This window comes from Enterobacter cloacae complex sp. 2024EL-00214, assembly GCF_043945575.1.
In the GTDB taxonomy this organism is placed as follows: domain Bacteria; phylum Pseudomonadota; class Gammaproteobacteria; order Enterobacterales; family Enterobacteriaceae; genus Enterobacter; species Enterobacter cloacae_P.
In genome coordinates this window covers 75,083-99,700 of record NZ_JBIMRC010000019.1, presented here as the reverse complement: position 1 = coordinate 99,700, position 24,618 = coordinate 75,083, and the positions used below count along the sequence as shown (strand labels likewise).

General features: G+C 53.7%; 17 protein-coding genes and 1 pseudogene. 10 read left to right on the top strand and 8 right to left on the bottom strand.

Translation table 11 applies throughout. From position 1 onward, the window contains the following. The coding region (locus ACHHZ6_RS19105; RefSeq protein WP_395122881.1) for an Ig-like domain-containing protein at nucleotides 1-1,781 on the top strand (1,781 nt) is incomplete at its 5' end. Nucleotides 1,782-1,945: 164 nt separating this feature from the next. Here ACHHZ6_RS19105 and ACHHZ6_RS19100 read toward each other — a convergent pair. The 3 genes from ACHHZ6_RS19100 to ACHHZ6_RS19090 form a co-directional block, all read right to left on the bottom strand. Further along, nucleotides 1,946-2,854, bottom strand: coding sequence for an OmpA family protein (locus ACHHZ6_RS19100; protein WP_395122880.1), 909 nt, complete (start codon nucleotides 2,852-2,854; stop codon nucleotides 1,946-1,948). Between the two features lie 46 nt (nucleotides 2,855-2,900). Beyond that, nucleotides 2,901-8,282 carry an Ig-like domain-containing protein gene (locus ACHHZ6_RS19095; protein ID WP_395122879.1) on the bottom strand — a complete coding sequence of 1,794 codons (5,382 nt, stop codon included), beginning with the start codon at nucleotides 8,280-8,282 and terminating at the stop codon, nucleotides 2,901-2,903. A gap of 118 nt (nucleotides 8,283-8,400) precedes the next feature. Then, nucleotides 8,401-13,323 (bottom strand): Ig-like domain-containing protein, encoded by a 4,923-nt coding sequence (locus ACHHZ6_RS19090; protein ID WP_395122878.1) that lies wholly within the window; start codon nucleotides 13,321-13,323, stop codon nucleotides 8,401-8,403. Between the two features lie 311 nt (nucleotides 13,324-13,634). Here ACHHZ6_RS19090 and ACHHZ6_RS19085 point away from each other — a divergent pair, with 311 nt between their 5' ends. From ACHHZ6_RS19085 to ACHHZ6_RS19060, 6 genes and pseudogenes are all read left to right on the top strand, one after another. Then, the gene (locus ACHHZ6_RS19085) at nucleotides 13,635-14,258 is read left to right on the top strand and encodes a response regulator transcription factor (RefSeq protein ID WP_182918350.1); all 624 of its coding nucleotides are present in this window, start codon (nucleotides 13,635-13,637) and stop codon (nucleotides 14,256-14,258) included. Between the two features lie 128 nt (nucleotides 14,259-14,386). Next, the gene (locus ACHHZ6_RS19080) at nucleotides 14,387-15,013 is read left to right on the top strand and encodes a response regulator (protein WP_182918349.1); all 627 of its coding nucleotides are present in this window, start codon (nucleotides 14,387-14,389) and stop codon (nucleotides 15,011-15,013) included. 26 nt (nucleotides 15,014-15,039) lie between these two features. Further along, nucleotides 15,040-15,831: a response regulator gene (locus tag ACHHZ6_RS19075; RefSeq protein WP_395122877.1), complete on the top strand. Its 792-nt coding sequence runs from the start codon at nucleotides 15,040-15,042 to the stop codon at nucleotides 15,829-15,831. Between the two features lie 279 nt (nucleotides 15,832-16,110). Continuing rightward, nucleotides 16,111-16,584, top strand: coding sequence for a heme-binding protein (locus ACHHZ6_RS19070; RefSeq protein ID WP_182918347.1), 474 nt, complete (start codon nucleotides 16,111-16,113; stop codon nucleotides 16,582-16,584). A 46-nt stretch (nucleotides 16,585-16,630) separates the two neighbouring features. Continuing rightward, nucleotides 16,631-17,323, top strand: a complete 693-nt coding sequence (locus ACHHZ6_RS19065) for an outer membrane protein (protein WP_182918346.1) — start codon at nucleotides 16,631-16,633, stop codon at nucleotides 17,321-17,323. Nucleotides 17,324-17,532: 209 nt separating this feature from the next. Next, nucleotides 17,533-17,811: pseudogene (locus ACHHZ6_RS19060) on the top strand (winged helix-turn-helix transcriptional regulator); the annotation flags it as partial. A 29-nt stretch (nucleotides 17,812-17,840) separates the two neighbouring features. On the opposite strand, the gene ACHHZ6_RS19055 reads toward ACHHZ6_RS19060, so the two are convergent. Together ACHHZ6_RS19055 and ACHHZ6_RS19050 are read right to left on the bottom strand one after the other, a co-directional pair. Next, nucleotides 17,841-18,377: a dihydrofolate reductase family protein gene (locus ACHHZ6_RS19055; RefSeq protein WP_395122884.1), complete on the bottom strand. Its 537-nt coding sequence runs from the start codon at nucleotides 18,375-18,377 to the stop codon at nucleotides 17,841-17,843. A gap of 138 nt (nucleotides 18,378-18,515) precedes the next feature. Further along, nucleotides 18,516-19,268: a DeoR/GlpR family DNA-binding transcription regulator gene (locus ACHHZ6_RS19050; RefSeq protein WP_182920030.1), complete on the bottom strand. Its 753-nt coding sequence runs from the start codon at nucleotides 19,266-19,268 to the stop codon at nucleotides 18,516-18,518. An 86-nt stretch (nucleotides 19,269-19,354) separates the two neighbouring features. On the opposite strand from ACHHZ6_RS19050, the gene ACHHZ6_RS19045 reads away from it, so the two are divergent. Both ACHHZ6_RS19045 and tam read left to right on the top strand, forming a co-directional pair. Continuing rightward, nucleotides 19,355-19,939 carry a GDP-mannose pyrophosphatase gene (locus ACHHZ6_RS19045; protein ID WP_182271413.1) on the top strand — a complete coding sequence of 195 codons (585 nt, stop codon included), beginning with the start codon at nucleotides 19,355-19,357 and terminating at the stop codon, nucleotides 19,937-19,939. Nucleotides 19,940-20,021: 82 nt separating this feature from the next. Further along, nucleotides 20,022-20,780, top strand: coding sequence for a trans-aconitate 2-methyltransferase (gene tam / locus ACHHZ6_RS19040; protein WP_182918345.1), 759 nt, complete (start codon nucleotides 20,022-20,024; stop codon nucleotides 20,778-20,780). A 77-nt stretch (nucleotides 20,781-20,857) separates the two neighbouring features. Here the strand turns inward: tam and ACHHZ6_RS19035 are convergent, their stop codons facing one another. Further along, complete coding sequence (locus ACHHZ6_RS19035; RefSeq protein ID WP_395122876.1) at nucleotides 20,858-21,301, bottom strand: GNAT family N-acetyltransferase; 444 nt, start codon at nucleotides 21,299-21,301, stop codon at nucleotides 20,858-20,860. A 118-nt stretch (nucleotides 21,302-21,419) separates the two neighbouring features. Here ACHHZ6_RS19035 and ACHHZ6_RS19030 point away from each other — a divergent pair, with 118 nt between their 5' ends. Beyond that, on the top strand, nucleotides 21,420-21,968 hold the full coding sequence (locus tag ACHHZ6_RS19030) for a GNAT family N-acetyltransferase (RefSeq protein ID WP_182271410.1): 549 nt from the start codon (nucleotides 21,420-21,422) through the stop codon (nucleotides 21,966-21,968). Here the strand turns inward: ACHHZ6_RS19030 and ACHHZ6_RS19025 are convergent. Both ACHHZ6_RS19025 and ACHHZ6_RS19020 read right to left on the bottom strand, forming a co-directional pair. After that, nucleotides 21,956-22,870 carry a bestrophin family protein gene (locus tag ACHHZ6_RS19025; RefSeq protein ID WP_182271409.1) on the bottom strand — a complete coding sequence of 305 codons (915 nt, stop codon included), beginning with the start codon at nucleotides 22,868-22,870 and terminating at the stop codon, nucleotides 21,956-21,958. The genes ACHHZ6_RS19030 and ACHHZ6_RS19025 overlap by 13 nt on opposite strands. A 229-nt stretch (nucleotides 22,871-23,099) precedes the next feature. Then, on the bottom strand, nucleotides 23,100-24,551 hold the full coding sequence (locus ACHHZ6_RS19020; RefSeq protein WP_395122875.1) for a tagaturonate reductase: 1,452 nt from the start codon (nucleotides 24,549-24,551) through the stop codon (nucleotides 23,100-23,102). Nucleotides 24,552-24,618 lie beyond the last annotated feature (67 nt).

Below are 24,618 nucleotides of genomic sequence, written 5' to 3'. Positions count from 1 at the left end.
ATGTGGGTGCGAAAAGTGACCCTGTCACTGTGGATTACGACATCACTCCCCCCGATGCCCCTGGCGCTATTGAGATTACCGACGACAACGCCAGGGATCTCTCCGCTGGTGGCGTGACCAACACCAATCCGCTACAGCTGAGCGGCAAAGGTGAGCCGGGTGATACGGTACTTCTCTATGACGGCGATAAACTGACTGCCTCCACGGTGGTGGATGCCAGCGGCAACTGGCGTGCAGAGATAACCCTGCCATCGGAAGGTGACCACAACCTGCAGGTCGGCTTCCGCGATCCGGCGGGTAATGCGGGTGCGAAAAGCGATCCTGTCGTTGTGGACTATGACATCACCAGCCCAGATGCGCCTGTGCCAGACGTACTGAAAAACAGCGTCGGGAAAGACCTCATCCTGCAAGGGTTAAGCAACGATGATCATGTGAACATGGCCGGGAAAAATGGCGCAGCAGGAGACATCGTAAAGCTGTATGACGGCAACACCCTGATTGGCTCCTCCATTGTTAACGCGGAGGGTAGCTGGAGCGTATCCGGTGATCTTATTGGCGGGGACGGCAATCATAATCTGAACGCCACCTTCACCGATCCGGCGGGTAACGAAAGTGAAAGGTCTGCGCCTGTTACCGTCGATCTGGACACTGTTGCAGAAGCACCGTTATTTTCCCTAACCGATAACACCCCTACCCTGACAGGAAGCGTGGGCAGTGTGGAACCTCACGCGCTGGTGACGATCTACAACGGCACGGCCCCAGTGGCCTCGTTTTCCGCAAATGCTGATGGTAGCTGGACATGGCACCCCAGCCCGGCGCTGAGCGAGGGTAATTATCAATTCACGGCGAAACAGACGGATGCCGCAGGAAATACCAGCGCAGCAAGCCCGCCGCAGGCCTTCAACGTTGCGACAACCGTGAACGATTTTAACGATACCACCGGACAGGGCTGGACGTTTGCCAGCGCCTGGAGCGGCGTCGGTGTGTTCGACGGTCAGCAGGTACAGCTTTCCGGGGGCAGAAGTGCTGGGCACTCTACCGCTGGCGATATTATGTCGCGCACCTTCCATGTCGAGGCGGGACACACCTATAACTTTAGCGTCAGAAGCATAGTGTGGGCGACGACGGGTATCCCTATTGATAACCCATCACACTACCTGACCATCACGGTAGACGGCGTAAAGGTCGTCGATAACGTGCAGGTTGTTAACGGCATTTACGGCGGGAGCTGGACGGCCAGCACCTCGGGAAATGTGGTGATCACGATTTCTGACAGTACCGACACCAACGGCGTCGGTTCATGGATTGTTCTGGATAACTTTACGGTCAGGGGTCAGGGCGCACCGGTGAGCGCGCTCTTCAACGAGGATGAAGCGACGCACTCACCATTCAGCCTGGTCGAACATGTCCTGGCGCTGACAGACACCGTCGATAGCATCGACCTTTCCAGAGCGGCTGAACTGTCCCACACTGCGGCGCAGGATCTTCACGCCGTTTCGCTCAAAGGTCATGGTCAGAACCAGCTAAACATTCGTATTGATGATGTTCTGACGCTGGGACAGGAAAACCAGTTCCTGGACGATGGTACTAAACAGTTGATGGTTCAGGGTGACAAAGGCGACAAAGTGACGCTGGAGTCCATCGCGGGTGAACACGGGGTTGAAAAATGGAATGCGCAGGAGGATGTCACGGTGGGAGGCGTGGTGTATCACGTCTACCAGAACGACAGCCACGATGCGGAAGTCCTGATTCAACAAGGGATACAGATCCAATTACAGTAAAAAAGCCCCCCTGTTTTACAGGGGGGCAATCTGCCACTCAAAACCGTAACAGCATCATGTTGTTACGGTTTTTTTGTGGTTACGATAAACACGCAGGAAATGTGGGAAAGATGAAGAGGAAGAGATAACGCATGCTCCGTCATAATCAGAGCATGCGTTGAGGATTACTTTTGTGCCGTAGCAGGAATGTTTTGATCACCGCTCACACGCACAACAACACGACGGTTCGGGGCATAGCAGGAGACCCGTTCTCTCTTGCTGGAGGCGGCGCAATCGTTGACCACCGGCTCGTTGCTACCCACGCTGGTTGCCGTCATCAGGCGTGCTGGGAGGCCGTTTTCAGCCAACATGGTACGAATGGTTTGTGCACGCTTCAGGCCCAGCACGTAGTTGCCGCGATCGCTACCGATAGCATCGGTGTGGCCGATAACCTGAATCTGTTTCAGCTCGACGTTTTCACGCTTAATCGTTGCCACCAGATCTTTTACCGCCTGGCGACCCTGTGCGGAAACACCCTTCTCACTGGACTGGCCAAAGCGGAACATGACGTCACCAGATAAGGTGTAATCTTTGAACTGAGGTGCAGGCAGGTTTTTACAAGCTTCTACGCTGGAGGCGCGGGACAGCACGTGGATCTGTTCGCGCAGACCAGCGAGATCTTTTTCCGCCTGTTCACGCGTGCGGGCTTCTGGCACCGCATTCATGGTGTGGTTGACGCGCACGAAATAGGTCTGCCCGCCGCTCATTTCCACATTGTAGCCCTGATCTTTACCGCGATATTCCGGCGCATCATTCTGGTACGCACCCAGATTATGCTTGCCAGGTGCCAGGCAGAAAACGGTATACCCTCCTGGCAACAGTGCGTCATGGAATTCATTATCGACATAAACATGTGCCGCACCGCCCGCAGTGTTGCTGGCGTCACGGTAATAAACAATTTGTGCCTGCGTCTGACCGACGGGCGCAACAGGCTGATACGCTTTGCCAAAATTCTCCGCAGCGGTGGCAGAGTGCATGAAAAATGCGGAGGAGGTAAACAGCGCCGCAAACAGAGAGGTCTTGAAAAAAGTCATAAATCCTCCAGAGGCCTCCTCGAAAGGAGGCCTGGAAAAGTTTAAGTTAGTGATTATTCACGTTGACGGTCACGCCAGCTTGCACCAGCAGTTCTACGTCCTGGCTTTCCATGTGGAACACCTGATATTCGACGCCCGATACCTTCACGTTACCGGCGTTGGTCCAGTTGCCCGGATCGCTGTTGTCAGGCAGCAGATCGTTCAGGTTCAGTACATCGCCCTTCTCACCTTTCACCAGCAGCTGTTTTGAACCATCGTCCACAAACAGGTTGGTTTTCGCGTGAGCCAGAACATCGTTAAGCCCGATATTCAGGGTATCTGCCTTGCCATTCACCATATCGATTTGGTTAACCACATCGGTTTTAGTGACCAGCTTGCTGAAGTCCAGAGGCTTCTCGTTGTCCGTCAGCGTCAGCGTATTTTTGTCCAGTACGCTGTGTGTTTCCTGGTGGCTGTCCAGCGACGCAATGGTATTGCTGTCGTCGTGTACATCCTCACCCATGCTCATCATGCCCATGACGCCGCTCGATTTTGGCGTCCAGCTCACGTTGTCAAAGGCAAGGGTGCCGCCACGCGTTCCGGTATACATATCAACAGCGGCAATCTCTTTCCCCGCAGGTGCGGTATAGGAGATATGGCGCGCACTGGTGTATGTCTGGGTCGATAATACTGCACCGCTCTTGTCGTAATACACGACAGTGATTGGGGCAAAAGCAATATTCACCGCAGGCGTCACCAGGTCCATTTCAACCGAGCCAACATACTTCCCGGAGCCCCAGGTCAGACGAACAGGTGCGGTTCTGTCTGCACGCATCAACGCATGGTGGCCACCACCCACAATCGGCTGATAGGCATAGCCGCCGTAGGAACAGCTGATCACCAGCCCGGATTTCAGCGCAGTCCCATTCGGTATACCTACCTGCTGACCCACAGCCCATTCAAAGTCTTCGGTCACTTTCGGTGAAACCACGTTCAGACTGCGTGAAATGCCCGCGCTCTTGTTACCCGCCTTATCGATGGAGAACACGCTGAAGGTGTTGTTCCCCAGTGGCAATGCGGACGGTGTAAAGCTCCAGCTACCATTGGTGGCGGCGGTCACGCTGTACGTTGCGCCATTTACCGCGATATACACCGTACTGCCCGCTTCGGCCGTACCGTTCAGCGTTGGCGTGTTGTCATCCGTTGAACCAGCATTGGCCACGTTGCCCGTCACCGGACCGACGTTATCCATCACGCTGGTAATCACCGGCGCGGCGTTGACGGTATCAACAACAACGTAATGCTGGTTACCCAACCCGCTGGTGTTACCCGCGATATCCGTCTGCTTAGCACGGAAATACCAGGTGCCGTTAGCCAGCGCCGTTGGGATCTCCAGACTCCAGGTACCGTCCGCCCGGGCGGTAGTGGTGTAAACGAGGTTATTACTCCCCCATCCCTGATTACCCAGCGCCAGCACAATCTCAATCTTCGCGCCCGCTTCTGCGCCATTACCTGTAATGGTCGGACGGTTGTCGTTGGTGCTCTCACCGTCAACCAGATTACCGACTTTACCGCCAGCAACGTTATCAGAGATAACCGTGACCGTTGGTGCCGCAACCACCGTATCAATCGTCAGCGCGAATTTCGCAGAATCACCCGAGCGGTTCCCTGCTTTATCAATGGAATAAGCATGGAAGTTGTACGTCTGGTTGTAGTTGGTGGTCATTGGGAACGACCACTTACCGTCTGCTCCTGCCGTAACAGAACCCGCGACCGTGCCATAGTTATCAATAACGATGTACACCACGCTGCCGGCTTCCGCCGTACCGCGTAACTCAGGGGTACGGTCGTTGGTCACGCCACCATTACCCACCAGGCCGTTATAAACGCCACCCGCGACATCGTCATAAGCTCCCGTAATCACCGGCGCGGTATTAACGGTATCCACGTTGATCGAATAAGTCGCAGACTTACCTGAAACGTTACCCAGGTCGTCTTTCGCAATGGTGTAGAACATATGCGGACGACCCGCCGCGGTGTCAGCAACCGCACGATCCCAGATCCAGTTACCGTTGGCATCGGTTTTCACCGTATCCAGCACCGCGTTGTTGTACGCGTTGTAGATGTAAACGATGCTGTTCGGCTCTGCGGTTCCGCGCAGTTGCATATTGCCATCGTTGCTCAACCCACCGTCCGGAACCAGGCCTTTATAGATGCCGCCTTCCACGTCATCGTATGCGCCCAGAATGACCGGGGCAGCAGCCTGGGTATCAACTTCCAGACCATAGTGGTTGGACTGGCCGGAAACGTTACCCGCCGCATCCTGTGACGTTACGTAGAAGTCGTGCTTCGCATCCGTCAGCGCAGGCGATGTCCACGTCCAGTTACCGCTTGGATCGGCATACACGGAACCGACTGGCACCTTGTTGCCCGGCTCATAAATTGTCACCAGGCTGTTTTTCTCAGCCGTGCCGCGTAATTCCGGTGTTGTGTCGCGTGAACGACCCCCGTCAGCAATCAGCGTACCCGCATCGTCATACATGCCGACAATCGTTGGCGCGGTTGGTGCCTGGGTATCAATCGTCAGATCCCACGGCGCGGTTGGTGCGCTTTTCACCCCGGTCGGGCTCTGGAATACCGCACTCAGAGACAGCTCTGCGCCGTTGTTCTGCGGTGGCAGCGTGTAGTTCCAGGTACCGTCATTGCCTACGGTGACAGAATTCACGAGCGTGGTGCCGTCGTAAATCAACACGGTATCACCCGCACGTCCTGTACCATGCAGCGTCGGCGTGGTGTCATCGGTCACCGCCGGGTTCGCCAGGTCACCCTGAACCAGGCCCACATCATCAACAACACGATCCAGAGAACCTGTTGGGATGCTGGTATCCAGCGTCAGCTCAAACGGAGGCGTCGGCGCGCTTTCGCCCGTACCCGGATCTTCCGTCGCGGTGATCTTGTAGGTACCGTCTGCACTCAGTGCCGGGGTGATCGTCAGTTGCCAGTTACCGGTGACGGCATCAGCACGTACGCTATCAACATATTTACCATCGACATACACTTTCACCAGCGCGCCAGGCGTCGCGTGGCCCACAACCGTTGGGGTCGTGTCATCAGTGTGGCTGCCGCTGCCCAGATTGCCGGTGATCGCGCCTTCATCATCCACAACGTGGCTGATGGATACGCCGTTAGCGCTGGTATCCACGATGAAGTGGATCGGGTCAGACGCCGGGCCGACGTTGCCCGCTTTGTCTTCAATAGAGACTTTCCAGGTGTAGTCGCCGTCTGCCAGCGCAGGGGCCGGGGTATAGCTCCAGTTACCGCTGCCATCGACAGGTACGCGCACGGTGGTGCCATCACCCAGATCGATAATCGCCGTACCGCCTGCTTCCCCCTTACCACGGTAGGTTGGGGTGTTGTCATCGGTGGTGTCGTCGTTACGAATAAACCCAGGGGTACCGAAATCGTCCCACAGCTCAATGTCGGTTGCCTGACCAGGTGCGACGGAATCAATGTTAATGACCCACTCGCCGGTTTCCGGGCTGCGGTTGCCGGTTACGTCTTCCGCAACTGCACGGAAGCGGTGTTCGCCCTGAGCCAGCGGGGTGTCAAAATCAATGGTCCAGCGTCCACCAGTTACCACCGCGCTGCCGATCGGATTCGGGTTCGCGCCGTCGTACAGATAAACAACAGTGCCATTCTGCGCAGTACCGGTGATGGTTGGACGATCGTCGTTGGTGATACCGCCGTTCTGTACGGTGCCCATGTGCGATTCAACGTCGTCAATCACATCGGTGATCGCCGGAGCCGTCGGAATACCGCCCGCCAGCAGGTCAAAGGCGAACTCATCAGATGGCTCGGAACGCAGGCCAGCCTTGTCTTCCGCGATCACTTTCACGTCATAGTGACCGTTCGCCAGCCCCAGCGGTGGCGTCCAGGTCCAGGTGCCTGCATCGGTGGCGCGCACAGAATCGACCTGCACACCATTAACAATGATGTAGACCAGGCTGTTCTTTTCGGCAGAACCTGCAAACGTCGGGGTGCTGTCGTCAGTAATGTCGCCGTTTTTGAGGTAACCGGTCTGCTGACCCGCGTCGTCAAATACGGTGTCGATAGTCGGTTTTGCCGGAGGCGTAGTGTCGACGATAAAATCGATCGGGTCGGACGGTTCGCTGGCGTTGCCCGCCGGATCGGTGATGACGACGACCGCTTCGTGCTCACCTTCCGCCAGTGGGTTTTCTGGTGTCACTTCCCATTTGCCGTCTTCACCTACGATTGCGGTACCCACAACTTCGTCGTCGATGATCAGTTCAACGGTTTCACCCGGCACAGCGCCTTCGCCACGGAATACCGGCTGGGTATCATCGGTGATATCACCGTTATGAATTGGGCCAGTAATCGGGCCGACGTCATCGTCAACGTCGCCGATAATCGGTTTGTTTGGTGCTTCGGTATCAATCACCAGTTTCCACGGGTCGGTTGGCGCGCTTTCAACGCCAGTCGGGCCACGGAAGACCACGCTCACATCCAGCGCGGTACCGTTCGTCTGCTCAGGCAGGGTATATTCCCAGCTGCCGTCAGCTCCCACGGATACAGAGCCGATAATGTCGCTACCGTTACGCACGAAGACGATATCCCCGGGACGGCCAGTACCGTGCAGGGTTGGTGTGGTGTCATCGGTCACTGCCGGGTTTGGCAGATCGCCCTGATAGCGGCCAACGTCATCCGATACGCGATCGAACGTCCCCGTTGGGACAACGGTATCGATGGTCAGCAGGAACGGACCCGCATCCGGCGGGTTATCGCCAGGGCCGTTATATTCACTCGCCGTAATACTGTAGGTTTTACCGGATTCCAGCGCAGGATTGATCTCAATAGACCACTGCCCCGTCACAGGATCGGCGGTTTGAGAGCCAACGGCGACGCCGTCAACGTACAAAGTCACCAGAGAGCCAGGCGTTGCCGTCCCGACCATCACCGGGTTTACATCATCGGTGCTGCTGCCGCTGGCCAGCGGGTTGGTCAGCGGCCCGGTGTTATCTTCCGCGTGGCTAAACGACACGCCGTTACCCACGGTATCCACATTGAACGTGACAGGTGCAGTCGAAGGGCCACGCTCACCCGCCGCATTTTCCAGCGCAACAGACCAGGTGTAGCGACCATCTGCCAGTGCAGGCGCAGGCGTCCAGGTCCACGAACCACTCGCGTTCACCGGTACACGCACGCTTTGACCGCCGCCAAGATCAATTACCGCCACCATGCCCGGTTCGCCCTTACCGCTAAAGGTTGGGGTGTTATCAATCGTGGTGCGGCCATTGGCAATTTCACGTTCAAACTGGAAGTCAGCCCACAGCAGGACGTCGGAAGGCAGCGGCGGCAGCGTCGCCGTCACATCCATCATTGCCATTGCGTTAGGTTCAGTGTGCATATTTGTAACAGTTGTCTTTTTCATAATCGTTTCCAAATGGGTCTACTTAACTGTTCAGGTAAAGCCCTGGTCATGTTTTCTGGTATAAAACCGTTTTTTAAGGAGGCTCCCCCTCAGGGAGCCTCGTACTTCATGGGGATAATTAGTGATTCTGTAGCGTGACCGTGACTCCCATCTGAACGAGTATTTCGGTATTCAGGCTATCCATCTGGAAGGACTGATACTCCACTCCGCCAACGTTCACCGTGCCACCATTCGTCCAGTTGCCCGGGTCTATGTCGTTTGGTAACAGGTCACTCAGGTTGACCTGGTCACCCGCATCCCCTTTCACCATCATCTGGTTGAGCCCGTTATCGTGGAACAGGTTCTGAGACGCGTTTTCCAGGACATCACCGGCATTTAATGTCAGGGTGTTATCACCCGTCCCCGTGATGTCGATCACTTCCATTGACTGGATCTTGTTCCCCAGCGTGCTCAGATCGAGGTGCTGATCCGAGCCCAGTAATTTCAGGGTATCCAGACCTTCACCGCCCTGAATAATGGCCGAGCTCAGGCTGGTGACATCCGTCACCTGGTAGACGTTATCTGCCGCATCGCCGTACCAGACATCGCCCTGGTTATCCGCCAGGTAGTCACCCGGGGTCACCGTTTTGCCCGTGCCGCCCACGACCAGGTTATCGATGCTGAAACCAAAGCCGCGTGCCGTCGGGAACTCCTCGTGATGGATTTCCATGCGGTAAACCGGGTTATCCGGGCTGGAGAACGCGACCGGGAAATTACGGTTGTTGGCAAAATCATCAACAGGCACAGAACCAATCAGCTCGCCGTTAATGTCGTAGAAATTCACCACCGTCGAGTTACCCGCAAAGTTCGGGTTAAAGTCGAATTTGATGTCGCTGGCACCGTACTGGAAATCAACAAACATGCTGCCGCTCATTCCCAGATCTTGCTCGGTACCGTGCAAATACAGACTGTTGCTGCCGCCAAATACCTGATTGGCAAACTGGTAATCATTGGTTCCGCTCGCCGGTGAGTGGGAGAAACGCATCCCGTGTACCCACTGACCCGCATCGATCGCCGTGAACTCGTCAGCCGACTCAAAGTTGTTGGTGCTGGTGAAATCGCTGGTGCGGTAATTCGAGCTGTTACCCGCCGCATCAACAATGGCTGCCCCGACAGGGATATCGGTATAACCGCCAGGCGGCAGGCTCACCGTCACGTTGCCGTTTGTGATATCAGCTGCGGTCAGCGTGTGCGTCACAGAGACATCACCCACCTTCACCACTACCGTGTCCCCTGCCGCGACATTGCTGCCAGGCAACGTCACGGTGACATCGTTACCGCTACGAACCACATCGGTTGGTTCATCTGGCGCAACCTGATCCACCACCACCTTTTGTGATGATTCGGTGTAGTTACCTGCCGCATCCACCACGCGGGTCAGAATGGTCCAGTCGGCGCTGTGGCCTTGCGAGTCCACATAGGCCCACTTATCGCCATCGACGATCGCTTCCTGCCAGGTTTTACCTCCATCAACGGAGACATAGACCTTTTCACCCGCTTCCAGCGCAGACGAGAGATGACCGGTGATCACGCTGCCAGGACCACTGTTATTGGTGATGAAATCCGCATCGCTTACGCCGGAGTCTTTACTCAGGTTGTCAGCAACTGCACTGGCCGTTGGCGCTTCGGTATCAATGGTGATTTTCCATGAATCACCCGGCGCGCTTCTTACGCCCGTCGGGCTCTGGAACACCACGTTCATCTCCAGCTCGGTACCGTTATTTTGTGGCGGCAGCGTGTAGTTCCAGGTGCCGCCAGGGCCTACGGTGACGGAGTCAATCAGGGTCGTGCCGTCGTAAATAAACACGACATCACCCGCCACACCGGTACCGCGCAGGGTCGGGGTGGTATCGTCCGTGACATCCGGGTTCGCCAGGTCGCCCTGAACCAGGCCCACGTCATCCGTCACGCCATCCAGCGAGCCGGTCGGTACGCGGGTATCCAGCGTCAGTTCAAACGGGGGCGTTGGTGCGCTATCACCCGTACCGGTATTTTCGGTCGCGGTGATCTGATACGTGCCATCAGCGGACAGCGCCGGGTTGAGGGTGTACTGCCATTGCCCCGTGGTCGGGTCGGCAATCACGCTGTCAACCAGCTTGCCGTCAACGTACACTTTCACGATGGAGCCAGGCGTCGCGCGGCCCACAACCGTTGGGGTCGTGTCATCGGTGTGGCTGCCGCTGGCCAGATTGCCCTGAACGCTACCTTCATCATCCACAACGTGGCTGATGGAGATGCCGTTACCGCTGGTGTCCACGGTGAAGTGGATCGGGTCAGACGCCGGGCCGACGCTACCCGCTTTGTCTTCAATCGACACTTTCCAGGTGTAGTCGCCATCTGCCAGCGCAGGGGCCGGGGTGTAGCTCCAGTTACCGCTGCCATCAATCGGTACGCGTACGGTGGTACCATCACCCAGATCGATAATCGCCGTACCGCCTGCTTCACCCTTCCCGCGATAGGTTGGGGTGTTGTCATCGGTGGTATCGTTATCGGCGATGATCCCCGGCGTACCGAAGTCATCCCACAGCTCAATGTCAGTCGCCTGACCTGGTGCAACGGAATCAATGTTAATAACCCACTCACCCGTCTCCGGGCTGCGGTTGCCGGTGGCATTTTCCGCGACAGCACGGAAGCGGTGCTCGCCCTGCGCCAGTGGGGTATCAAAGTCGATGGTCCAGCGTCCGCCAGTCACCACCGCGCTGCCGATCGGATTCGGGTTCGCGCCGTCGTACAGATAAACGGTGGTGCCGTCCTGACCGGTCCCGGTGATGGTCGGCTTATCGTCGTTAGTGACGCCGTTATGCTGTACAGTGCCGGTATGCGACTCGACGTCGTCGATAACATCAGTGATCGCCGGAGCCGTTGGCACACCACCGGACTGCACGCTAAAGTCGAAACTGTCGGACGGTTCAGAACGCAGACCTGCCTTATCCTCAGCAATAACGCTGACGTTATACGAGCCGTTAGCCAGCGCCGGAGACGGTTCCCAGGTCCAGGTACCGCTTTCCGTTGCGCGTACGGAATCCACCACGTTGCCGTTCACCACGATGTACACCAGACTGTTCTCTTCAGCGGTCCCGCTAAAGGTCGGGGTGCTGTCATCCGTGATCTCACCTGGCGTCAGGTTGCCGGTTTTGCCGCCCACATCATCGAACACGGTATCGATGGTCGGTTTGGCCGGAGGCGTGGTGTCGACAATAAAGCCAATCGGATCGGACGGTTCACTGGCGTTGCCCGCCGGATCGGTGATCACCACGACCGCTTCATGTTCGCCTTCCGCCAGAGGGTTTTCCGGGGTTACTTCCCATTTCCCGTCATCACCTACGATTGCTGTACCCACGACTTCGTCGTCAATAATCAGCTCAACGGTTTCACCCGGCACAGCGCCTTCGCCACGGAAAACAGGCTGGGTGTCATCGGTGGTGTCACCGTTGTGAATTGGGCCAACGATCGGGTCGACGTCATCTTCTACCTCACCAATCACCGGCTTTTCTGGCGGCGTCAGGTCGACAATAAACTCGACAGGATCGGACGGCTCGCTGGCGTTGCCCGCAGGGTCGGTGATCACCACGACGGCTTCATGCTTGCCCTCTGCCAGTGGGTTTTCCGGGGTTACTTCCCATTTTCCGTCGTCACCCACGATCGCCGTACCCACGACCTTATCGTCGATAATCAGTTCAACGGTGTCGCCCGGCTCAGCACCTTCGCCGCGGAAAACAGGCAGGGTGTCATCGGTGGTGTCACCATTGTGAATTGGGCCAACAATCGGGCCGACGTCATCTTCTACCTCGCCAATCACCGGCTTTTCTGGCGGCGTCAGGTCGACGATAAACTCGATTGGATCGGACGGTTCGCTGGCGTTGCCCTCAGGATCGCGAATAACGACCTTCCCTTCATGGGAACCTTCCGGCAGCGGGTTTTCCGGGGTCACTTCCCAGTTGCCGTCTTCGCCGACGATAGCGGTGCCCACAACTTCATCGTCGACAATCAGTTCAACGGTATCGCCCGGGTTAGCGCCTTCGCCACGAAACACAGGCTGGGCGTCATCGGTGGTGTCACCGTTATGAATAGGACCCGTAACAGGACCAACGTCATCTTCCACGTCACCAATAACAGGTTTGCCCGGTGCATCGGGTGCAATGGTGAAATCAAACGGATCGCCCGGCGTACTGGTGCGGCCATCGGCACCTTTGCCGATCAGCACGATACTGTGATCGCCCTGAGACAGCGGGTTTTCTGGCGTCCACGTCCAGTTACCATCGCTATCTACGCGGGTTTCGCCCAGCTTGATGCCGTTTTCCCAAAATTCAACGGTATCGCCAGGGTGGCCAATACCGCTGAAGGTTGGCGTGGTGTCATCGGTCACGCCGTTTTGCGGGATCGTGCCGGTTTTGCTACCAAAGTCGTCGTGTACATTTTTCAGTTCAGGCGTCTGAACAGGCGCTGGCGTGACCACGCCATCGTCGTCATTGCCACCCTCTTTTCCACCACGGTTATGACGAACAATGGCCCCAATACCAATCGCCGCGCCAATAGCGGCTAACGCCCCCAGAGCCAGCAAGGCAGGAGAAAACGCGGTGCCCGCAACCGCCAGACCGTCAAGACTGGCAATAGCGCCAGCGCCCAACGCATGGGCTGAGGATTCACCGTCCAGCAGGAAAGCAGCTTCATGATCGTCATCACCATCAGTGGCGATGTATTCGTGCCACTGGCCGTCTTCACCTTTACCCACCAGTTCACCGGGATTATCGAAATAATCTTCAATAATCAGCTGAGGCTGATCTTCATCGGTGCCTTCCAGCATGATGAACAGGTCTTTACCGACACGTTTCAGGGTAATGTTTTCTGGCGCAACGCCGTTCTCGCCTTCCGCAAGAATGTACTTCGCGTTCGGGATGGCTTTAATTTTGACTGCACTGCCAATTTTTTCACTGCGCAGAACGTCAGCTTTGACAATCGTGTCTTTATCAACGACTGCAATATTTACTGGTTTGAGATTCATTCGCTAAATTCTCGTGTAAATAATCGATCTGTGTCTGCGCAACGCGCCAGACGCACTTCCATACGGGATACTTTCCCTGGCTGACGCTATCTTCCGGTCTGACCGTCTGTGGCTTAATAAGACCTGTCGCAAACGGTCTGGATAAGCTTGTCAGGAGAAGTAATAAAAGGAATGGCCCGCTATCTGGCGGGCCAGACAGGGTTGCAATGATGGGGGGGAAATAAAATTTCAGTTAAAGACAAGTCTTAGCCCAATTTGCGTTGACGAGATGGAAAATAAATTTTTCCTTACCCGAATCAGGACAATCAGGAATGTCAGGCAAAAAAGTCATTGTCATGGACTCCAGCCCACTGCTTCGCGCTGGACTCCAGGGCTTATTATCAGAACAAGGCCATCAGGTTGTCGCGCAGTTTGGCACAATGGAAGAATTGATGGACAATATTTCATTGTTCAATGTCGACCTGGTCATTATGGAGCATCTGCAACAACAGCCAGATGTCTTTTCATCTCTGGCTCAGTTAATACAAAACATCCCTGTTACACAGGTATTGATTTTATCCTCATCATCCAGTGATTTTCACATTCAACTGAGTAAAAAGGCCGGTGCGGCGGGCTATCTCAATAAAAGCAGTGCGCTGGACAACATTGTCAGCACTATCGATAAGGTCGTGTCTGGCCAGTTCTGTTACGGCAATGAACTGAAAGTGCATCGAAAGAAATACCCACGAGACGCCTCATTTTTATTATCGTTATCCCATACTGACATCTGTATCTTGCATTACATATCTGCTGGCTACAGCAATCAGGTCATTGCTGCGATGATGAACATAAATAATAAAAGAGTCAGCGCCTATAAAAAGCGAATCATGGCGAAATTTAAAATTTCCAAATTAACTGAACTGGTGGATCTGGCAAAACGTAATTATCTGTATTGAGCAAAAAACGTCCCGACAATTTGACTATCGACCACGCACCTCACGACGATAGTGGAAAGGAGAGACAGTGAGCGGTTTTTGAAAGTGACGCCGCAAAGAGGCATAGCCCATTAAAACAGGATGATAAAATGAATAGCGTATTAATCGTGGACGACCACCCGGTTGCCCGTCTGGCGGTGAGAATGTTGTTGGAAAAAGACGGGATGACGGTGATCGGCGAAACGGATGATGGCCTGAAGGCCGTACAGCAGGTACGCCAGTTACTTCCGGATCTGGTTATCGTCGATATCGATATTCCCTCAATCAATGGGATTAATGTTGTCCAGCGACTACGTGCGAATGACTTTAAAGGTGGGATCCTGTTTCTGACGGGAAAGGATGACGATCATTATATTAAGCGCTGTGCCGGAGCAGGTGCCGATGGCTTCATCAGCAAGCGCAATAATCTGTCGGAACTTCATGACGCTATCCGCGCTATCAAAAGTGGCTACGGTTTTTTCCCCATTAATCGCGCCCGCCAGAACGCCGCTGGCGATATTCCCCTGGACGACAAAGATAAAATCGCCAGCCTGTCTGAAAAGGAACTGCAGGTTCTGCACTTTCTGACAAAAGGGCATAAAGTTATCGAGATTGCCGTAAAAATGATGGTCAGCGATAAAACCGTCAGTACCTATAAACGCCGTATGATGAAAAAGCTCGATCTCCGGACGTCGATAGACATCTATAATTTCGCCCAACGCAACAAAATAGACTGAGCCAACATCCGACCTAAAAGGGTAACATGACGCCGACTCACCCACTGCGCATACTGACTGTAGACGATCACCCGGCAAACCGACTCCTGCTACGACAGCAGTTGACCCGACTGGGACATGAGGTTGTCGAGGCGGAAAACGGTGAACAAGCCCTTGAATGCTGTAGCGAACAGCATTTTGACCTGCTCATAACCGATTGTCAGATGCCAGTGATGGACGGACTGACCCTCACCCGGTTGTTACGAGAACGGCAGCAACAACCGTTAATTATTCTTGGTCTCACCGCGAATGCTCAGCCCGAGGAACGTCGCCGTTGTATTGCCGCCGGGATGGACGACTGCCTTTTCAAACCACTCCACCTGAAGCAGCTGGAGGCAGGTCTACAACGGCTATCCCAAAAGGACAAATCCCCGGTTCTCGCTCACCCGGAGGGTCTTGCCCGGTTCATCAATCTGGATACCCTGCAATCATTAACCAGCCACAATCCCCCCTTATTATTCACCCTGCTTAACACCACACGAGATGAAAACCAACGCGACATGCAGTCTTGCCTCCCGCTGGCGTGCCAGGGCAAGTGGGCAGCGCTGGCGCATCGCTTACATCGCCTGGCCGGTGCCGCCGATATCATTGGCGCACATACGCTAGCGCAACAGTGTCGCGTCCTTGAAAACGCATGCAAAACAGTGACGCTTCCCGTTGAGGCTGAAATTCTGCCTCGCCTCCAGACTCTGCTGACCACCCTGGCGGCGCTGAATCAGGCGATTTCGGTGTACACCACAACACGGTGGCCCATCACGCGGGTACCAACCGGCTCCTGAGCCAGCACGGCATTTTTCACCGACAAGGACTACAAGCCTATAGTCCTTCCCTTACAAGCCTATCATCCTGCCCTCATGTATTTCACTACCATGAAATTTATATAGTAACCCCGTTGTCACCATGGCAGCGCTTTTAAAATAAAGAAGGTTGCCATGTTAAATAATTCATTTGAAACCACCACAACAGAAATACGTTTTCTTATCCTGATGCTCTTGCTGGTCAACCTCATGGGCGTTTTATTTTTATTATTTACCCCTGTTAATTAAAAGGTATTCCTTGTGAAAAAAAGATTTCTTATTTTGCCTGTGCTCACGGCATTAACGATGACCGCTCACGCCAAATCGCTGACGCAGTCCACCTTGTCTCTGGAACAGGCTTCTGTACTGGCCAGTGAAGCCGTTAAATCGTGCAGTGCTAAAGGGTACAATGTCAGCGTAACGGTTGTTGATGCTGCAGGTGTCACCCGCGCGGTACAGCGTATGGATAACGCCGGCCCACATACCCTGACCGCCAGCTACCAGAAAGCATTCACCTCTGCCTCCAGCGGTGCGGCCACGAGCCAGCTTCTGGAAAACTCGAACAAGTATCCGGCAGCGAAAAATCTCGGCGATATTCCTGGCTTCTTATTATTAGCCGGCGGCGTACCGGTTAAAGAAAATAACACCACTATCGGTGCCATTGGCATTGGCGGCGCTCCGAGTGGTGATATTGATGAAGCCTGTGCACTCGATGCCATTAAAAAACTGCAATAAGTAAAGCGATTCACAATTTATTGGGAAAATAAAAAAGGACCTTATTATGAAAGTAACGCCACGTGTTTTATTCGCCTCTGTGATTTCACTGTGCGCTTCCAGTCCATTACTGGCAGCTGAAAACGCTAAAGAAGGCTATTACGGTGCCCTGAACCTGATTGATACCCATCAGAAGGCAAAGAGCATGAATCTGAGCGAACGCCCGGGGATCGGTTCTTTTGTGGCCGGGGATGAAAAAGAGCACAAGCAGAACGGTTCCGTGGCTGTCGGCTATCAGTTCGGCAATAACTGGCGTACCGAAGCTGAATACGTTTTTAAAGAAAAGACGGAATTCACCAGCGGCTCTTCCACTTTTGCGACCAGTTTCAACCACATGAAGGTTGATTCTGAACGAGCAATGCTCAACGTTTATCGTGACTTTATGATTACCGATAAATTCGCCCTGTACGCAACCGCGGGTGCCGGTGTGGCGAAAGTGAAAGTGGGTGGCTGGCAGGGTAATGACAGCCGTGAGTTCGCCGGTAATACGCAAACCAACTTTACGTACTCTGTGGGTGCAGGCACCTCTTATGAAGTGATTGACGACCTGACGCTGTACGCCACTTATCGCTATGTCGATATGGGCAATATTGAAAGTGGTCGTAACACCTTTGTGAACGCCCGTGGTCTGCAGGATGAAAATCTGCGCGGCCGTCTGGTCAACAATGAATTTGTATTTGGTGTTCGTTACGTCCTGTAAAGCCATTTGACTGAGAGTTTCATCGCCCTCTTTTCAGATATCTTTTCTCGCTCTCTTCATGTTTATGCCACTTTTTGCCTGACCTTATCGCCTTCCTGCCGGGCGGTAAGGTTTTTTTACACTCCAGCCATCCGCCGCATTGATGTTGCACGAACGGCTGCGTCGCCACACCTGATATTCCCCTTCTCTCTTACTCTGGGTAATTTTAACTTGGTCTGCTTTGTAAAATCCCCTATCAGGAAGAAGGTACACGTGAACGGTATGAGTATGTTCTTACAGCAAAAGGTCGTAGTCTTGCCCCAATTCTTATCTCTATGATGGAGTGGGGACATAAAAATATACTGCACGACACACCTCATATTGTTTTATCTGATAAAGAAAGTGGAGAAGTGCTGCGTAGCGCCTTTGTTACCGCATGCGGTAAGGTTGTTGATCCAAAAAACGTCCAGATATCAGTGTGTGACAGTCAATTCGGAAAGAAGCTTTGACTGGAAATTAGCATCCTCTGGATGTCTGTTTATGACATCACCCGATAGTGCGACTGCACCAGACCCGAAGGGAAGCTGCGGCTTGATAATAACGTCAAATCGACATCCTGGAGCAGATTTCCGAACAGCGGTTTTCCTGAACCGAGCAGGACAGGAACGGTAGTGATAACGATATCAGCGACCAGCCCCTCACGCAGGAACGACTGTATCAACTGGCCGCCATCGATATAGACGCGATGTACGTTTTGTGCCGCCAGATCCTCAATCACCTCCTTTGGTGCGCGGCGGGAGAACTGCACTTTTCCCTTAAGCGCCTCGGGCACGGGGGGATCGGTTAGCTGCCGGGAGAGCACCAGCACGGGCAGGTCATAAGGCCACTCAGCAAAGGTCAGCACCTTCTCATAGCTTCCCCGGCCCATAACGATCCAATCTTTGTCCGCGATGAACTCTGCGTAACCGTGATCTTCTGCCGGGTCATCGCGCTGCAACAGCCAGTCGATATCTCCATCCTGCCGGGCGATGTAGCCATCAAGACTGACCGCGATAAAAACGTGTGTAGTGACCATCTGGTGCTCCGTATTCAGGTTGCATCTATCAAGTTGAGTCAGGTGATGTTGGTGAACCGCCCCACCCTCGCCGTACATACCGACATCCTGGCATCATACGTCACATCTCAACAGTGCGTGGAACTAAAACGGGTAGGCTTACATCACCACCGACACCCCCTTTCCCGTTATCGCGTTTATCCAGGCTTTATCGGTATCGTCTTCCACAACAATGGTATTAACCAGCGACAAATCACCAATCACAAACGATGATGCCGAATTAATTTTTTCCGGTGAAGCAAGAACTACGGTCTCTGCGGCTCTGCCGGAAAATGCGCGTTTGATGCACGCTTCTTCAAAATCACCGGTGGTAAGTCCGGTATCCGGGTGGATCCCTGTGACCCCCATGAAAAAGAGATCCGCATGAATATTACCAATGCCTTCAATGGCCGCCGCACCAACCGTCACAATCGAATGTTTGTATAAACGCCCACCAATGAGGATAACCTCAATGGCAGGATGATTAACCAACCCCAGCGCGATACCCGGGCTGTGCGTCACCACGGTAATATTCAGGTCAGAGGGTAAGAACGTAATCAGTTCCGATGTGGTTGTCCCTCCATCAATGATCACCACCTGGCCCGGAGAAATAAGCTGTGCGCCTTTACGAGCGACCCTTTTTTTCGCATCCATTTTCAGAGACTGCCGTTCTGCAAACGGTGCAATCGCCGAAGATGACGGCAGCGCGCCACCGTGTACACGTTGTAAACGCCCTTCTGCCGCCAGCTCACGTAAGTCACGACGGATCGTATCCTCAGAAACCGTGAAAAGCATGCTGAGCGCTTTCGACTGAACCTGACCTTCTGCCTGTAATTTTTCGAGGATTAACTGCTTTCGCTGGCTGGTGAGCATGATGTATTCCTGATATTGCATGTTTTATCTTGAATATGCACGATATTGCTGCTTATGATAGTTACTCTACGAAAGGAGGAACAAACGTGCAATCAAAACGTGCAGATATACGCATTATCGCGAATGAAACACTGTCTGATAACTGGTACATCCTCAAAAAATATACCTTCGACCAGCAACGCAGTGATGGTGAATGGCAGCGACAGAGCCGCGAAGTTTATGATCGGGGTAACGGGGCAACCATTCTGCTCTATAACCGCGACCAAAAAACGGTGATCCTCACTCGCCAGTTCCGCTTCCCTGTCTTTATCAATGGCCATGAAGACGATCTGATCGAAGCCGCAGCCGGACTGCTCGATAACATGGATCCGGAAAGCCGTATTAAAGCGGAAGCAGAAGAAGAAACCGGTTTTAAGGTCACCTGCGTTCAAAAGGTTTTTGAAGCCTATATGAGCCCTGGCTCCGTCACGGAAAAACTCTATTTTTATATCGCTGAGTACCATCCGCAGGATCGGTCGGGTAACGGAGGAGGCATCAAAGCCGAAGGTGAAGATATTCAGGTGCTGGAGTTACCGCTGGCAGAAGCATTACGGGGAATTGAAACCGGTAAGATAGTCGACGGTAAGACCATCATGCTGCTTTACCATATTGCTCTGAAAGGAATTCTGTAACCTTCACAACTTCAGATGCCTGCCACTGCGCAGGTGTCTGGCTGTGCTATTCTTGCTGAATAATGCAAAATGGAGAGGCAAAATGGCTGACTGGGATCCTTCTCTTTACCTTCAATATGCTGCCGAACGTACACGCCCTGCCGCTGAACTGCTCGCCCGGATTTCACTGGATGAGGTGTCATCTCTGGTTGATTTAGGTTGCGGGCCAGGAAACAGTACTGCACTGTTAAAGCATCGCTGGCCTTCGGCACACATTACTGGCGTGGATAACTCGCCGGCGATGCTCGAAGAAGCACGTCGCACCTTTCCAGACTGTCACTTTGTCGAGGCAGACATTCGGCGGTACAAACCTGCTCAACCGCTCAGCCTGATTTACGCCAACGCGTCGCTACAATGGGTTCCTGACCATTACGATCTCCTGCCGCACCTCGTTTCTTTGCTCCACTTAAACGGCGTGCTGGCGATACAGATGCCCGATAACTGGCTCGAACCCACGCACATCGCCATGCGTGAAGTCGCCTATGAACAAGGTTATCCCGATCGCGGCCGCGAACCTCTGCCTGGGGTGCATGCGTATTACGATATTCTTACGGATGCGGGCTGCGATGTGGATATCTGGCGGACCACCTATTTTCACAAAATGAGTTCGCATCAGGCCATTATTGACTGGGTCAGTGCCACCGGTCTGCGTCCGTGGTTACAGGAACTCAACGAGAGCGAACAGAAACATTTTCTGAAGCGTTACCATGAACTGCTGGAAGAGCAGTATCCGCTCCAGGAAAACGGGCAGATACTGCTGGCTTTTCCACGGCTGTTTATCATTGCTAAACGTCAGCCATGAGGCGTTTTTAATCCTGTTGGATGACCTGCAACTGCTGGTCATCATTACCTTCGTCAGGCTACATACGCTGGAAAGCATTACAGCGAAATGCGGTAACGAACGTAATCGTCGGCTTCAGCAAATTTGTCATAGAGTTTACGTGCGGGATTGTTCTGCCGGGTCATCCAGTAGAGTATTGCCCACCCTTCTCGCTTGCCTTCTGCCATCAGGGCATCGATTAATGCCTGCCCGGCTCCAGCGCCGCGTACTGTGGCATCGACAAACAGATCTTCCAGATAGCAAACTGGCGCTGTCGACCAGGTACCTTCGTGCAGAATGCACATGGCGAAACCCACAACCTTGCCGTCCATTTCCGCAACCCGGCAAAACAGAGACGAATGAGTCGTCGCCAGCGCCCTTTCCCATGTCGATGCAGTGATGGACTCATCGAGTTCACAGTCATAAAAATGGGTGTAACCGTCCCAAAGCGGACGCCACTGTGAATAATCTTCTGCGCGTAAAGCTCTTACCGTTATCGCCATTGTTACCTCTGCAAATTTTAGTCGTGAAGGAATGACAGCACACCGGAGACATTTGTGGTAATGATGAAAATAGCAGAAGGCAAACCAAAGCATAACGCTTAAAAAAGGAGAACCACGGATGACGATACCTGCACTAACGACAGAACGTTTATTGCTGCAACCGCTGGTTGCTGAAGATGCAGTCCAGATCCAGAAACTCTATCCACGCTGGGAAATCGTCCGCTATATGGTCTCCTCCGTGCCCTGGCCCTACCCGGAAAATGGCGCAGAGAATTACGTTAACAATGTTGCACTGCCGGATATGGCAAAAGGTATTGCCTGGTTCTGGAGCATCCGGCGGCGTGAAGCCCCGGAAGTGCTGATGGGGATTATCTGCCTGTACGATGTGGAAGATAACAACCGTGGATTCTGGCTGGCCCCCGAGTTTCAGGGGCAGGGATATATGCGTGAGGCCAGCATTGCGGCAACGGACTACTGGTTTAATACGCTGAATAAACCGGTGTTGCGCGCCCCGAAAGCGGTAGCCAACAGCCGCTCACAGCGTATTTCAGCCAGTAGCGGCATGCGGCTCATCAGGACGGAAAAGAAAGCGTACGTGAGCGGACTGCTGGATTCCGGGCTCTGGGAGATCACCCGTGAAGAGTGGAACGCCCGTTATGTCAGCTGATAATGCTTATCCGGCATAAGTCGCTCAGGTATCGCATCTTCATCGTTCATCTGTAACAGATCGCGTTCCATTGCGTTACAGATGGCGTCCAGCGGCAGATCGTTATCTTCTGTACCAAACGGATCTTCCAGCTCTTCTGCCAGCGTATCGAGCGAAATAAAAGTATACGAAATCAACGCAGAGACGAACGGCGTCATGTAGTGCAGGTCAACAACCAGCGCAAACGGCAGCATGATGCAGAACAAATACACCGTGCGGTGCAGGATCAGCGTGTAGGCAAATGGTACCGGTGTTGTGGCGATACGCTCGCAGCCGGAAAGCACAGCTGACATGTCATTCAGACGATTATTCAGGCTGTGGAACAAAATATCGGACAGCTGGCCTTCGCGACGTCTTACCGCCAGCCACTCCCCCATGATCAGCAAAATGCGGTTTGCCGGAGAGTTGGCCTCCATTACCTTGCGTAACTGCGCGGCTGAAAGATAACCGGAAAGCCGGTCGGCCTGGGGCTGACGGCGAAGCGTCATGCGCAGACAGTGCGCAAAGGCAATTTGCAGACGGACAAACTCCCCCAGATGCGGATCGTCGGGTAACGTATTTTTTACCTCGCGAAACAGCGAACGCGCCGCTATCATCAGTTGCCCCCAAAGCTGGCGAGCCTCGACATAGCGCGAATAGCAGGCGTTGTTTTTGAAGCCAAGAAAAATCGCGATAGCCACGCCAAGAATACTAAACGGTGCGACGGTAAATTTGATACCTAACGAGGTATACCACGGCAACATCACGATCACGGCGATGGAAAGCAGGAAGTTAAGCAGTAGCCGGGTATAGATTTTGGGTAATACGGAACCGTGCCAGACAAAAATGAGTTGTAGCCAGTGCTGTTGAGGACGAACGATCATAGTCAGCTTCAGGAAAGTAAAGAGCGCGGCTATTAAACGTGATCCCCTTCACGGTTGCAAGCATGTTAATAGGATATTGCATTTCCTGACCTGGCTGGCGTAACGCGCACGGTGTTGCAGGTTGTTTTTAAAAACGCAGTAGTTAGTATGTTGTAACTAATCACTGCGCAAACAGATTAATGCAGAGGGGAAATCCGGCGCAGGTTTCCCCCTCACTCTCAAATGAACGTTAGCAGAGCGGTTTAACCGCTTCACGCATGCCCTGATGCAGAATGGCATCAAGATCCAGCGTAACGTGTTCTACCAATCCGTTAACCTGGGTTAGATCGTGTTCCCAGTGCTCGCTCACGCTCAGTACCGACCTCACCAGTTCACTGGTGCTGATCTGCTTATCATGATGTTGCGTCCACAGCTGTTGATAACGCTCCAGCCAGTGCGCGTCATCCTGCACCGGATAGCTTTCACCGTTGCGCTCACCGCGATAAAACGCGATTAGCGCAGCCAGAGCAAACGTCAGGCGTGCCGGCAATTTACCGGTCGCCTTCTGCCCAGCCAGCAACTGCGGCAGAATACGTGTGCGGTATTTGGTCATCCCGTTCAGGGCAATCGACAGCAACTGGTGCTTGATGTACGGATTACAGAAACGACCGGTTACCGCGCGGGCAAAAGACTCCAGCTCGTCACGCGGCAGATCCAGCACCGGAATAATTTCCTGGTAAATGGCTTTTTCCACAAATGCGCAAACGTCTGCATCGCTCATTGCTTCCCCCACCGTATCCAGACCCGCCTGGAATGCCACGGGTACCAGCGCCGTGTGCGCCCCGTTCAGAATGGCCACTTTGCGTTCTTTATAGGGTTTGATGTCATCGACAATCAGCACGTTCAGCGGGTATTTATCCAGACGCAGTTCACTGGCAAGGGATTTTGGACCCTGAATAACAAACAGGTAGAAGTGCTCGGCGGTATCAAGGAACCCATCGTGATAACCCAATGCGGTTTCCAGTTCAGCCACTTCATCACGCGGATAACCGGTCACAATACGGTCAACCAGCGTCGAACAGAAGCTGTTGGCGTCGTTCAGCCACCGGGTAAATGCCGCGGGTAACGCCCACTCCTGCGCATAACGTAGCACCAGCTCGCGCAGTGCATCACCGTTGTAGTCAATCAGTTCACACGGAATGATTACCCAGCCTTTATCCGTTGCACCGTTGAAATGACTGAAGCGCTCAAACAACAGTCGCGTCAGTTTCGCCGGGTAGCTCACCGCGGGTGCATCATCAAAAGCGTCATCTGCATAATAGCTAATACCCGCTTCCGTGGTGTTCGAGAAAACAAAGCGCATATCCGGGTTGTGAGCCAGTTTCAGGAACTCGTCGTATTGGCTGTAGACGCTGATTTCACGGTTAACGGAGCGGATAAGACGCGCATCGCTGACCGCTTCACCCTTCTCGTTCAGGCCACGGATGATGGTGGTGTAGAGCCCGTCCTGCGCGTTCAGCGACGGCGGAAAGTCGCTCTGAATGGGGCGCACAACCACCACACCGGCGTTAAGATCGGTATGTTGGTTTAACAGGTCGATTTGCCAGTCTATAAACGCTCGCAGGAAATTGCCCTCACCAAACTGAATGATACGTTCAGGGTAGAGAGCACCGGGGAAATCACGACGGTTAAGAGTGTTCACAATGAGATCCTTTATTATTGGTCATACATCTTGATGGTATTGGTGTAATAACTTATCAAAACTGTAC